General features: G+C 34.2%; 14 protein-coding genes and 1 riboswitch. Of the genes, 9 read left to right on the forward strand and 5 right to left on the reverse strand.

All coding sequences use genetic code 11. From position 1 onward, the window contains the following. Positions 1–873: a sulfate ABC transporter permease subunit CysW gene (gene cysW / locus ACTYA4_RS05155; protein WP_445505573.1), complete on the forward strand. Its 873-nt coding sequence runs from the start codon at positions 1–3 to the stop codon at positions 871–873. 11 nt (positions 874–884) lie between these two features. After that, complete coding sequence (locus tag ACTYA4_RS05160; RefSeq protein ID WP_443480001.1) at positions 885–1,931, forward strand: sulfate/molybdate ABC transporter ATP-binding protein; 1,047 nt, start codon at positions 885–887, stop codon at positions 1,929–1,931. A gap of 408 nt (positions 1,932–2,339) precedes the next feature. Here the strand turns inward: ACTYA4_RS05160 and serA are convergent, their stop codons facing one another. Beyond that, positions 2,340–3,914, reverse strand: a complete 1,575-nt coding sequence (gene serA, locus ACTYA4_RS05165; protein WP_443480000.1) for a phosphoglycerate dehydrogenase — start codon at positions 3,912–3,914, stop codon at positions 2,340–2,342. A gap of 289 nt (positions 3,915–4,203) precedes the next feature. Next, positions 4,204–4,340, forward strand: a riboswitch (FMN riboswitch). Between the two features lie 171 nt (positions 4,341–4,511). Here serA and ACTYA4_RS05170 point away from each other — a divergent pair. Then, entirely contained in the window at positions 4,512–5,084 is a 573-nt protein-coding gene (locus ACTYA4_RS05170) for an ECF transporter S component (protein WP_443479999.1), read from the forward strand. A gap of 41 nt (positions 5,085–5,125) precedes the next feature. Here ACTYA4_RS05170 and ACTYA4_RS05175 read toward each other — a convergent pair whose 3' ends face one another. Next, the gene (locus tag ACTYA4_RS05175; RefSeq protein ID WP_443479998.1) at positions 5,126–5,374 is read right to left on the reverse strand and encodes a ferredoxin; all 249 of its coding nucleotides are present in this window, start codon (positions 5,372–5,374) and stop codon (positions 5,126–5,128) included. Positions 5,375–5,623: 249 nt separating this feature from the next. Between ACTYA4_RS05175 and ACTYA4_RS05180 the strand changes: the two genes are divergently transcribed. From ACTYA4_RS05180 to ACTYA4_RS05200, 5 genes are all read left to right on the forward strand, one after another. After that, the gene (locus ACTYA4_RS05180; protein WP_443479997.1) at positions 5,624–6,670 is read left to right on the forward strand and encodes a YpbB family protein; all 1,047 of its coding nucleotides are present in this window, start codon (positions 5,624–5,626) and stop codon (positions 6,668–6,670) included. Then, the gene (locus ACTYA4_RS05185) at positions 6,667–8,175 is read left to right on the forward strand and encodes a RecQ family ATP-dependent DNA helicase (RefSeq protein ID WP_443479996.1); all 1,509 of its coding nucleotides are present in this window, start codon (positions 6,667–6,669) and stop codon (positions 8,173–8,175) included. The genes ACTYA4_RS05180 and ACTYA4_RS05185 overlap by 4 nt, the downstream gene beginning before the upstream one ends. Then, positions 8,168–8,764, forward strand: coding sequence for a CPBP family intramembrane glutamic endopeptidase (locus ACTYA4_RS05190; protein ID WP_443479995.1), 597 nt, complete (start codon positions 8,168–8,170; stop codon positions 8,762–8,764). The genes ACTYA4_RS05185 and ACTYA4_RS05190 overlap by 8 nt, the downstream gene beginning before the upstream one ends. Before the next feature lie 255 nt (positions 8,765–9,019). Beyond that, a complete protein-coding gene (locus ACTYA4_RS05195) occupies positions 9,020–9,910 on the forward strand; it encodes a LysM peptidoglycan-binding domain-containing protein (RefSeq protein WP_443479994.1) in 891 nt (296 codons plus the stop codon). A gap of 161 nt (positions 9,911–10,071) precedes the next feature. After that, the gene (locus ACTYA4_RS05200; protein WP_443479993.1) at positions 10,072–10,530 is read left to right on the forward strand and encodes a DUF2663 family protein; all 459 of its coding nucleotides are present in this window, start codon (positions 10,072–10,074) and stop codon (positions 10,528–10,530) included. A 61-nt stretch (positions 10,531–10,591) separates the two neighbouring features. Here the strand turns inward: ACTYA4_RS05200 and ACTYA4_RS05205 are convergent, their stop codons facing one another. The 3 genes from ACTYA4_RS05205 to ACTYA4_RS05215 all read right to left on the reverse strand — a co-directional run bounded on the left by ACTYA4_RS05205 (position 10,592) and on the right by ACTYA4_RS05215 (position 11,742). Next, on the reverse strand, positions 10,592–11,161 hold the full coding sequence (locus ACTYA4_RS05205; RefSeq protein WP_443479992.1) for a manganese catalase family protein: 570 nt from the start codon (positions 11,159–11,161) through the stop codon (positions 10,592–10,594). A gap of 93 nt (positions 11,162–11,254) precedes the next feature. Further along, positions 11,255–11,518: a spore coat protein CotJB gene (locus ACTYA4_RS05210; protein ID WP_443479991.1), complete on the reverse strand. Its 264-nt coding sequence runs from the start codon at positions 11,516–11,518 to the stop codon at positions 11,255–11,257. After that, on the reverse strand, positions 11,515–11,742 hold the full coding sequence (locus tag ACTYA4_RS05215) for a spore coat associated protein CotJA (protein WP_443479990.1): 228 nt from the start codon (positions 11,740–11,742) through the stop codon (positions 11,515–11,517). The genes ACTYA4_RS05210 and ACTYA4_RS05215 overlap by 4 nt, the downstream gene beginning before the upstream one ends. A 153-nt stretch (positions 11,743–11,895) precedes the next feature. On the opposite strand from ACTYA4_RS05215, the gene ACTYA4_RS05220 reads away from it, so the two are divergent. Then, entirely contained in the window at positions 11,896–12,678 is a 783-nt protein-coding gene (locus ACTYA4_RS05220) for a metallophosphoesterase (RefSeq protein WP_443479989.1), read from the forward strand. The last annotated feature ends 363 nt before the right edge of the window (positions 12,679–13,041 follow it).

Raw genomic sequence — 13,041 nt, forward strand, 5'->3', positions numbered from 1 at the left:
ATGGATGCAAATATACAAATTTCTACGAAACCTTTAAAAAATAATCTTGCTGTAAAAAAAGATCCAGTTTTTATACAGTGGATTTTAATATCTATCGTTCTAGTATTTTTAAGTCTTTTTCTCATCGTTCCGTTAGCTGCTATTTTTGTTAAAGCTTTTGAAAAAGGAATTTCGGTGTATGTAGAAGCAATTTCTAATCCAGATGCTATTGCAGCCATAAAACTTACGCTTTTAATTGTGGCTATTACAGTGCCAGTAAATACTATTTTTGGTGTCATTGCAGCTTGGGCGATTTCAAAGTATCAGTTTAAAGGAAAAAATCTTCTCCTAACATTAATAGATTTGCCATTTGCCATCTCACCAGTTATTGCAGGTCTTATCTTTGTTTTATTATTCGGTCTTCATGGCTTATTTGGACCATTTTTGCTGGAACACAATATAAAGATTATTTTTGCTGTTCCTGGTATTGTTTTAGCAACACTTTTTGTTACGGTTCCATTTATTGCGAGGGAATTAATTCCTATCATGCAAAATCAAGGAACTTCCGAAGAGGAAGCATCCATTATTTTAGGGGCAAGTGGTTTAAAAACATTCTTTTATGTTACCCTTCCTAATATTAAATGGGCTTTGATTTATGGCATGATTTTGGCAAATGCAAGGGCAATAGGGGAGTTTGGCGCAGTTTCGGTCGTTTCAGGCCATATAAGAGGAATGACCAATACGATGCCGCTTCATATAGAAATTTTATACAATGAATATCAATTTTCTGCATCCTTTGCCGTTGCATCGCTTATGTCCATTTTTGCGATTATCACTTTGATTATTAAAAGTTTTATTGATTCAAAGAAAGAGGACAACATGTTTACACGTTAGGAGGGGAAGATTTGAGCATTATTATCGAAAATATTTCAAAAAACTACGGAAGTTATGAAGCCCTGCAAGATATTAATTTGCAAGTCAATACAGGTGAACTTGTTGCCTTATTAGGTCCATCGGGCTCAGGAAAAACATCTTTGCTGCGTATTATTGCGGGATTAGAATATCAAGATAGTGGCAGTATAATTGTTCATAATCAGAATTTTTCAGATACGCATGTAAAAGATCGAAATGTAGGTTTTGTTTTCCAACATTACGCATTATTTCGCCATATGACTATATTTGAAAATGTTGCCTATGGCTTAAAAGTAAAACCAAAAAAATATAGAAAAACAAAAAAAGAGATAACAGCCAAAGTAAATGAACTATTGGAGCTTGTTAAATTAAACCAATATGCTGATCGGTTTCCTTCTCAATTGTCTGGCGGACAAAGGCAGCGGGTTGCTCTAGCAAGAGCATTAGCAGTAGAACCGAATATTTTATTGCTGGATGAGCCTTTTGGCGCTTTAGATGCCAAGGTTCGAAAAGAATTAAGACGTTGGCTGCGAAAATTGCATGATGAATATAAAATTACGAGTATATTTGTAACACATGACCAAGAAGAGGCGTTGGATGTGGCTGACAGAGTCGTGATAATGAATGAAGGGAAAATTGAACAAATTGGTACACCGGAGGAAGTATATGAATTTCCAGCTAATCCTTTTGTATATGACTTTTTAGGAAGTGTCAATATATTTAAAGGTCATATAGAAAAAGGGAAGTTATCTTCAGGAAGTGCAAAGTTTGACATTCCAGTTCACTTAGCAGGAGAAGATGGAATAGGGTATGTCAGACCACACCATTTTATTATTGAACATAAATATTCGGATAGCAGTTCTATTAAAACAGTAATACATCATATTCAAAAAGTAGGAAGTGTCGTTCGCCTAGAAGTGTCGAGAACAGATATACAGGGAAGTTTAGAGGTAGAGATAACAAATGAACAATTCAGTGCTTTAAAAGTGAAAAAAGGCGACGTGGTATATGTTAGACCAAGGGAAATAAAAGTATTTTAAATGCAGCAATCAAAATAATATATGTTTACAAAGAGCCAGCTCTTCTAATTGAAAAGCTGGCTCCTGTCTTATTGTAAAGACTGTTTTCGTATAGATTGTTGTTTTAAACTCGCAGCCTGAATACACTTCGTCCGTTTAGCGAGCGTCGAGCCTCCCGTCGCATACGCTCTGCTTAAGTCTCGTCTTTCTCGCATTCCGACAGGAGTCTACGTATATTCAGTCTGCTGAGTACTTCGTCTTCCATTTTTTTACGTAAAAAACAACAAACTTTGAGAAAACAGCCATTGTAAAAAAGATTTTTTATTATAGGCTCTGTTAAACTTGCCTGATGATTGCAGCGAGAGGCACTCGCTTTCCGATCCAATCAACAAAGTATCAAAATCAACAATTAGCTTTAACACAGCCTTATTATAAAATAATACGAATTAAAGAAGTAATATCATCAAGTTGATTAATAGCTGCAATAGAGCTGTCTTCGATTGGTTTATCAAATGAAAGAATCATGATCGCTTCTCCGCCAGCTTCTTTACGGCCTACTTGCATCGTTGCAATATTTATAGAGCAGTCTCCAAGAATTTTACCAACTCTTCCGATCACGCCTGGTTTATCCATATGCTGAACATATATTAAATTTCCTTCAGGGTTAAAGTCAATATGGAATCCATTTAAGTAAACAACTCGCGGCCCATAGTTTTCAATATACGTTCCTTTAACAGTAAAACTAGTATGCTCTCCTTTTGCTGTTACGGTGATTAAGTTAGAGTAGCCATACGTGTTATTGGCAATTTTTTCGCCAACTGTAATGCCTCGATCTTTTGCTGTTAATAATGCATTTACTTCATTAACGTATACATCCACACGGTTTCCAAAGAATCCAGAGATCATTGCTTTGGAAAGATAAGTAGTTTCTAAGTCAGTAACAGAACCAGAATAAGTAATTGTAATTTCTTGAATGCCTTGTTGCATACATTGAGATAGGATAGAACCCATTTGTTTTGCTAATTGATGGAACGGTTTTATTTTTTCAAAAATATCTTTGGATAAAGCAGGTAAATTAATAGAGTTTGCAACAGGTTTCCCTTCTAGGTATACCCGAACTTCCTGTGCTACTTGAGTTGCTACATTCAGTTGTGCTTCGTTTGTTGATGCACCTAAATGTGGTGTAACAACTACGTTGTCTAGATTCACTAATGGGTTGTCAATTGGCGGCTCCACCTCAAATACGTCAATAGCTGCTCCTGCTACATGGCCATTTTCAATGAATTGAGCAAGCGCTAACTCATCAATAATGCCCCCGCGGGCACAATTGAGGAAGTAAACCCCTTTTTTCGTTTTTCGTAGAGCCTCTGTGTTTATTAATCCTTTTGTTTCGGGAGTTAATGGTGTATGAACGGTAATAATATCCGCATTTTTTAACAATTCATCTAAAGAACAGGCTTTTACTCCTTGCTGGTCGGCTCTTTCTTTTGTTAAGAAAGGATCATAAACATCCACACTCATACCAAACACTTTTGCACGTTTAGACAATTCAGAACCAATTCTGCCGAAACCGATAATACCAAGAGTTTTGCCGTTTAATTCAGTTCCAACAAAAGCAGTTCGTTTCCATTCTAGATTTTTAACGGATTGATGTGCTTGTGGAATTTTTCTCATCAAGGAAGCCATCATTGCAAAAGTATGCTCAGCAGTGGAAATAGTATTTCCGTCCGGTGCATTAACGACAATAACCCCTCTTTTTGTTGCTGCGTTGATATCAACATTATCTACGCCAACACCAGCACGAGCAATAATCTTTAGGTTAGGCATTTGTTGAAGAAGTTCATCAGTAACGGTCGTTGCACTTCTGATTAGTAAAGCATCAATCAAAGTTAAATCAACATCGGGATTATCGGTCTTTTTTTGAATAATGTTTACCGATTGCATTTCTAATAAAGGCTGTAATCCGATTTCGCTAATTGCGTCTGCTACTAAAATTTGATACATTTTCTCTTCACCTGCCATAACGTAGTATTATGTCTTTAAGAGTAAAATCAGTTGTCCTATTTTATTATTGTTGATTATTTTTTATTTCTCAAGACCTAATGTGAAAGTTTGGACCAAAATATATAAAAATAACAGAAAATAAACAAAAATTAATAATTTCTACTATAAAAGCAAAGGAACAAATTATAGAATATATAATTTATACATAAATCCGGTGAGTTTAATGCTAACTTCTTCACAGAATGATGTTTATTTTGTATAATAATATATGTATTTAAAATTAATATTGATCTATCTTCGGGGCAGGGTGAAATTCCCGACCGGCGGTGATGAAGGGTGGCCTTCAAAGTCCGTGAACCTATTTCGGTAGGTTGATTTGGTGAAAATCCAAAACCGACAGTACAGTCTGGATGGGAGAAGATGGAGGTTCTGCACCGTTCAAAATATATATATACGAACGTTTGTTTAGCATACCTTTATAACTCTCCCTCAAGTGTACTATGACTTGGGGGTTTTTGGGGTTTATTTAGGCTGTGTGAACAATGCTAGAATCTTTCTTCTTTAGGTGAGATGGATCCTGAAAAGGAGAAGAGGAAAATGAGAAAAAAGATGAATGTAAGAACTTATGTATCGGTTGGGATGTTAAGCGGTTTAGCTTATGTTTTAATGATGCTTAATTTTCCGATACCGCCATTTCCAAACTGGCTGCTCATTGATTTTAGCGATGTACCTGCATTAATTGCGGCGTTAATCTTTGGACCTGCTGCTGGTATTTTAGTAGAATTAATCAAAAATATCATCGATTATTTTATCACAGGAAGCGAAACTGGCATTCCAGTTGGACATATGGCAAACTTTCTTGCTGGTGTATCCTTTATACTTCCAAGTTATTATATTTATCAAAAAATGAAGTCCAAAAGAGGAATGGTTGTCGGACTAATAATCAGTACGCTGTCAATGACTGTGGCGTTAAGTTTATTTAATTATTTTGTCCTTTTGCCAGTATTTATAGAATTAACGAAGTTCCCGATGGATATTAGAGAAACAGTAATAAAAGGTATTTTGCCTTTTAATCTATTAAAAGGTGTCATCATTTCTGCAATCTTTATGCTTATTTTTACTAAAATGAGTGTATGGATTCAAAAACAAATACAATATCGAAATGTATAAAGAAAAAGGAAGCTGGTATTCATACCGCTTCCTTTTTTCTACTATTCAAATTTAAGTGCGTCGCCTTCAAACGGCTCGTCAGCTACTTTAATTGAATCTGTTGGGCAGCCTTCAAAAGCATCTAACATATCATCTAATAAAACTTCAGGAACTTCTGCAGTACCTTCATTATCATCTAAAGTAACAAATGCAAGGCCTTCATCATCATAATCATAAATGTCTGGTGCAGCAGCTCCACAAGCTCCACACGCAATACATGTGTCTTTATCTACGATAGTATATTTTGCCATGAGTCGCAAAACCTCCAATATTTTTAGTAAAGTGATATTCATTGTTTACAAATGATACTACTCACTATTACCCTATTGTAAAACTGAATCTACAACTTTTCAATAAAAAATAAGTAGTTCTTTTATAAGTAAGGTAATTTTCTTTCATTTTCCTTGTGTAAATTGTCGAAAAAATACGATTTCATGATAGAATATAGGTATAATTTTTACAAATATCGGTCATACCATCATTTAAAGGAGAAGCGTTATATGTCCTTTATGGAGACATTAGTATTACATTGTATGCAAATAATAAATGGGGAAAGAACGATTTATTCTATTTTACACATGTTAAATGGAAAAAAATCATCTCAAACGATCCAAGATATTCATCTTTTTCAATTAACAGCATTATTTCAAACATTTCCATCTTTAACACGGGCAGATTTTGAAAAAGTTATAACAAAGCTTGAAGAAAATGGGTGGATACATAAAGTCAGTGATCAGCATTATGTCGTGAAAAAAGAAAAATATAATAAGATAAAAGATTTATTGCAAAAGTGCCCGATTCCCCGTTTAAAAGGTTGGAGATACTATCAATTGACAACTGTTTTCTGGGAAAGGCTTTCCTTGTTTGTGCAAGTAACTTCCCATCTTGCTGTAAGTAAAGTCCGCTATCTTCCTGTTCAAAGAGATCGTTTCGTTCAAGATTGGCTAAAGGAAACCATTTATTCCGTAAAAATTCCACGAAACGAGTTAAGTAAACAGCTTTATAAAGAAATAATCGAATGTCTGGAAAAAATAGAAGGGGATCCACGATATTTAATCGTTCGATTGACAGGAGTGGATTATGTAGGATTGACTTCTCAGCAGGCAGCAGAACAATTACAGATGGATCATGACTATTATCATGTATGTTTTTTATCTATTCTTCATTATATGATAGAACGAATTATCGAAAATGAGCAACGTTTCCCTTTATTGAAGAAAATGATAAATACCAATTCTCATTTTTTATCACTGACAAAATCAACTGCAACAACATATGAGTATTTGCAATTAGGATATTCAGTAGAAGAAATTTGCCGTATTCGTCAATTAAAACAAAGTACCATTGAAGATCATATAGTCGAAATGGTATTAAATATTCCTTCATTCCTTATTAATGAATTTGTTGCAGAAGACAAAATAAAACAGATTGAAAATTGTGCGAAGCAAACCTCCTCCAAGTCATTAAAACAGTTAAAAGAAAGATTAGCGAATGTAAGTTATTTTGAAATACGAGTTGTTTTAGCAAGGTTAGGGGATAAGTGGTGAATTTAGAAAAAAGTTTACAACAATTATTTCATTTTGATGCGTTTAGACCTGGGCAAGAAGAAGTGATTGCTTCTATTTTAGAAAGCAATCATACATTGGCTATGCTGCCAACTGGAACAGGGAAATCTCTATGCTATCAATTTCCAGGAATGTTGCTGGAAGGTATAGTAATTATTATTTCTCCATTGCTTTCATTAATGCAGGATCAAGTAGAACAGATGAAAATGAATGGGGAAAAAAGAGTGGTTGCTTTAAACTCCTTTTTGTCAAAATCAGAAAAAAATGATGTGCTGCAAAATATAAGGAAATATAAGTTTTTGTTTATCTCTCCAGAAATGATAAGTAATGACCATGTATTAGCGGTATTTAAATCATTAAAAATTAGTTTATTTGTTATTGATGAAGCACATTGTATTTCGCAATGGGGCTATGATTTCCGCCCAGAATACCAAAAAATTGGATTTGTCAGAAAGGAATTAAACAACCCTGTTACGTTAGCTTTAACAGCAACGGCAACAGAAGAAATTAGAAACGATATAAAAGAATCATTGTTTTTACAAGAAGTGAAAGAAGTGGTTTATTCGGTTAATCGCCCAAATATTGCTCTTTCAGTGGAAAAACTCTTTTCTTTGAAAGAGAAAATGAACCGATTAGTACATTTAGTACAAACATTACAAGGTCCTGGAATTATTTATTTTTCCAGCAAAAAAATAGCGGAACAAACTGCAGCATATCTTCGCGAAAAAAGCAAAGTGAATTGTACGAGCTATCATGGAGGAATGACACAGGAAGATAGAATCCTCATTCAACAGCAATTTCTTCATGGACAGTTAGACATTATTTGTGCAACTAGTGCATTTGGAATGGGTATTAACAAAGAAAATATTCGTTTTGTCATCCATTTTCATATGCCTTCCCAGTTTGAATCGTATCTTCAAGAAATAGGCCGTGCTGGAAGAGACCAACTTCAAAGCATTTCCATCCTTTTATATACGCCTGGAGATGAATTTATTGCCTACCAATTAGCAGAGATGGAATGGCCTTCTGAACTGCAAATAAAACAGCTGGAAATGTCTCTGTTACAGTATAATAAGTATGATGATTGGGAAAAGTCAGAAAAAAACTGGTTAGAGCATCATTTTTCTGAAGTCCAGTGGCGTGTGTTAGAAGCGTACATTCAATCGGAAAAACACGACATGTCCTTGTTATTAAAAAAACTGCATGCTTATAAACGGCACCGCACTATTCGTTTAGAAAACAAGAAACAAAAAATAGCTGGTTTTTTAAATTGGATTCATGCTGAACATTGTCGAAGAATATTGATTACAACGTATTTTGCAGAAGAAAATAAACCGTCATTTTCACAAAAATGTTGTGATAAATGCGGCTTAGATATGTCCGACTATGATAAGAGTCGCACAATAAATTTGAACCACTCCCATATAGAAAACTGGAAAGAGCTTTTAGCGCGAATTCTTTTAAAAAGTGAGTGGTCAAATGAATAAAGAAAGATATTTTCACATGATCAATCAATTGTCAGATAAAGAATTAGTTAAGCATTTATATTTTACACAACTATTATTATTGATTGTATCCGTCATTTTAGGTATGTTTGTTTTTAAATTGGATCTGTCGTTTTTTACACTATTTCGGTTTCATTTCAATCATTTTTTAATTGGTTTAGCGTCTGGTGTAGTCATCGTGGCAATAGATATTCTTTTCATGAACATTTTACCTGAAAAATATCAAGATGACGGCGGGATAAATCACCGTATTTTTACTGGCAGAAACCCATTTCATATTATGATTATTGCAGCGGTGGTTGCTATTAGCGAAGAGATTTTGTTTCGAGGCATAGTACAAACAAAATTAGGTTTGTTAATCAGCAGTGTCATTTTTGCGATTATTCACTACCGATATTTATTTAATCGTTTTTTATTTGCAAATATTATTGTATTAAGTTTTCTGATGGGGTATTTATTTCAAATAACGAATAATCTTTCAGTTACAATTATCATGCATTTTACTATCGATTTCCTGCTAGGAATGATTATCAGATATAAACTGTTTGGCTATAAAAAGAGTACTAATTAAGAAAGGCTGTTTTCGTATAGATCGTTGCTTTTAAATTCGCAGCCTGAATACACTTCGTCCGTTTAGCGAGCGTCGAGCCTCCTCGTCGCTATACGCTCCTGTGGGGTCTCGTCTTTCTCGCATTCCCACAGGAGTCTACGTGTATTCAGTCTGCTGAGTACTTCTTCTCCCATTTTTTTAGTGGAAAACAACAAACTTTGAAAAAACAGCCTTAAGAAAAAACAGAAAAGAATAAATAGTTAGGGAAGGGATGTTATGACGAAAGAAGATCCTTATCGAGTGCAGGCAGAAAAGGGAAAAAAGAGAATCTCTCGTATAGATAAATCGGTGGAACAAACGGCAGCTGCAATAGAAGCAGAAAATGAGAATGAAAAATTTCCACCTAGAAGCAGAGTTCATCGTAATAAAAGAAAAAAGAAGAAATTAAAAACACCTATCATAACTTTATTAGTTTTTATCTTCATTTTATTGCCTATTAGTTTGTTAGTTATTAATAAAACTATTTCTGAGCGTTGGTTCTCTAACATTGTTCCAGTGGATTCGTCGTCTGATCAATTTGAAAAAGTCGATATACAACAAAATGAAGAAGATGCGGAGACGATTGAAGCAGCAAAGGAAAAAGAAGGAGATAAAACAGAAGAGTCTGTGAAAAAAGAAGATGGCATAAACGAAAAAGCAGAAGAGAAAATAAATAATGACAACAAGCATCAAAATGAAAAGAAAGAAATTGACCGTACAGATAAAGGTGCAAATCAAATAACGAATAAACAAGCAGATAAGAACGAAAGCAAAACGGTTCAATCAGAGGAAAGTTCCTTAAATAAAAAGACAAAACAAGTTGCAAAAGAGAAAGGAACAAAAAACGAATCGCTTCCTTCTTATCAAGACCCTAAATCTGAATTCGTTGAGACTAAAACGGAACCAAAAGAAACTAAAACCGAACCCAAAGACCGTAAAACCGAACCCAATTCTTCTGTAGGCGAAGCATCGGAAGGAAAAGTGAAATATCATACCGTACAAAAGAACGAAAATTTATATCGAATTTCGTTGAAATATAATGTAAGTGTAGAAATAATAAAAGAAGCAAATCATTTACAAAGTAATGAAATACGACTTGGTCAAATTTTAAAAATCCCTCTTCCATAAGAAGAAAAAGCGCAGCCTCCTTGGTCATCGCCGTTGGAGCTAGGCAGTTATCTAACTTATAATTCTGATTAGACCAAAATATTATTCTAACTTGTCCTATAGCCTCATATATTTTTATATGCCGAATAGAAAAGGTTTGGATAGGAAAGGAAGAGTAGGTTATGGAAGATTATATACAAAAGTTAGATCATGATACGGATGAAGCAACAAAAGCGATGCTGCAAAAATTGGTTGAAAAGAAGCGGAAATATGATGGATTAAAAAAAATACATTTGTTTATTATGTGGTTGACTATTTTTTTAACATTTGTTTATACATACTGGTTCTATAAACAAGTTGCTGTTCCTTATAATTATTCCTTTGCAGCAATGTTTTCCGTTCTTGTTCAAGAAAATGTTCATTTATATGCAATGCTGCTTATTATTGGATCTTTCGGTTTTATGAATATATTAAAACAGAAAAAAGAGAAAGCGGAAAAAGAATTCCATGAACTGCGCTGTGAAATAATTGATAAAAGTAAAGATTTATGGAAAAAAGAAGAAGCGTGGAAAAATCGTCATCAAGTGTTTAACATGATGAAACAGCAATATGACATTAATTTATTTCATGAAACGAAATGAAGAGAGCCATCATATAACATTAAAACGAATGCTATATGATGGCTTTCTTTTTATTAATTTATTAAAAAAATTTTTTTCGATCACGCTCTTCTTTTAATATTTCCACTGCTTCTCGAAAACGCTGCGAGTGGATAATTTCTCTTTCACGTAAAAAACGTAGACTGTCATTTATATCAGGATCATCACTCATATTAATAATCCATTGATAAGTTGCTCTTGCTTTTTCTTCTGCAGCAATGTCTTCATACAAATCAGCAATTGGATCGCCTTTTGCTGCAATATAGCTGGCAGTCCACGGAACCCCGCTTGCATTTTGGTAAAATAGTGCATGATCATGATTAACATAATGTTCCCCAAGTCCTGCTGCTTTTAATTGGTCTGGAGTCGCATCTTTGGTTAGTTTATAGATCATGGTAGCAATCATTTCGAGATGAGCAAACTCTTCTGTTCCTATATCTGTCAGCAGGCCAATAACACGATCAGGAATGGAGTAGCGTTGGTTAATATATCGGAGAGCTGCCGCTAGTTCGCCGTCTGCCCCACCATATTGTTCAATGAGAAATTTTGCTAACATTGGATTACAGGTGCTCACTTTTACAGGATACTGTAATTTTTTTTCATATAACCACATATGATATATGTCTCCTTTCTAAAGATAAAAGCACTTTTTGAGTCATGTGAACATTTTTCTTCAGAGCTGTTCAAGCCGCTTCCGCTTTTCTAATTACACTTGCCAGGGCCATGGTGTAGAATCCCAATCCCATGGAGTTCCGGAGTAACTATTTCCAAATTGAAGTAATGGACCATACTTGCTTTCATATAACTTTTTAAATTTTTCTCTTTCTTGTACATAGTGGTTAAATTGATTGATGGCATCTTCGTCATGGTGGTGTATATCTAAGTATAGGGTTAATTCAACTAGGACAAAATCAACTGCCTGTAGCTGTTCTAACAACTGATAATATTCTGCTGGCAGTTGTTTCGTCATGATCTATCTCCTTCCCTTTTTTCATAGGGGCTATAATAAGGATCATAAAATGCCTTCCATAAAGTCCCTGCTCTTAAAGCTTCCATTGGGGAAAATTGTGGCAAATTTGGTGGTTGAAAACCCATGTATAAATTCGGTGGAGTGGAATACGTTTTTGTTTTCATAGGCGGACATGGATCATTTGGGCTTATATAAGGATGATATTGTTTATAAAACGAACTCATAAAAAAGTCCTCCTTTAAAATGTTATAATCTTTAAATAATATGAAAATATTTCTATTTCATGCTTTTCTTTTTAATGAGCTTTTATGTTTTTAATGGAGAGTTTGTAAAATAAAATGAAAATTTGCTAACGAGCAAGAGGAGAGGAAAAATAAATGGGAATTTTTATTCTATTAATGCCCTTAATAATAGTTGGAGGATGGATCGTCTCGAAAATGTATCAAGAGGCTCATGAAAACAATATAAAATATGAAATGCTTTATTTTCCGAATTTTCCCCGTTCTTTTAAAGAAGTTTCGATGTTTTTTATTTCAGATATACATAGAAGACGTATTGCAGATAGTGTAATAGAGGAAGTAATAGGTATTGTAGATATGGTGATAATTGGTGGAGATTTATTGGAAAAAGGAGTTAGTTTTCAGCAAGTAAAAGAAAATATTCAAAAGTTAAAAAAAATCGGAGACGTATACTTTATTTGGGGAAATAATGATTATGAAGTGAATACAGATCATTTGAAACAATTATTGTCAGAAGAAAAGGTAATCATACTAGACAATAAAGCAGTAACCTTTCATTCGGAACAATGCGAAGAATGGTCTTTAATTGGAATTGAAGATTATTCTATGGAAATGGATGATTTAGAAAGCACTCTAAAAGAAGTGAAGAAGGAAAATTTTAAAATTTTGTTAAGTCACAATCCGAAGATTATAAAAGAAATAAAAGAAGAGGATCAAATTACATTCGTTTTAAGCGGACATACACATGGTGGTCAAATAAGAATTTTTGGTTTTGGTCCATATGAGATTGGAAGAACAAAAGTTATTGGCGATACAACGATATTAACCAGCAACGGCTATGGAACAACCTCCGTATCACTGCGCCTGGGAGCAAAACCAGAAACACATGTTATTAAAATAAAAAATACACTAGATCAGTAAAATTTTAATTAAGGAAGTTCAAAAAGTCATTAAATGAAAGCCTCTAATTTCTTTGTTTTATAGGAAATTATAAACGAAACGGAGTTGTGGATAACTTAGCGGTTGGGTCCGCATCTAGCTCCAGCGCCTAGCTCTTGTGAAAAATAACCCCATGCCTCTAAAAGTAAAAAGCACTTTTTGAGTCATGTGAACATTTTTCTTCAGAGCTGTTCAAGGCGCTTGCGCTTTTGTTCTTGGCTGCTGCTAATTGGTTTCCTTTTTAATACACACTTATACATGACATGTTCATTTAAAACGAATCACCCTTTTCTTTCTGCTTCATAAGCTACAGTAAGAGTTTTTTCAAGGAGCAGGAGGCAATGT

This window comes from Niallia yueguangensis, assembly GCF_052663115.1.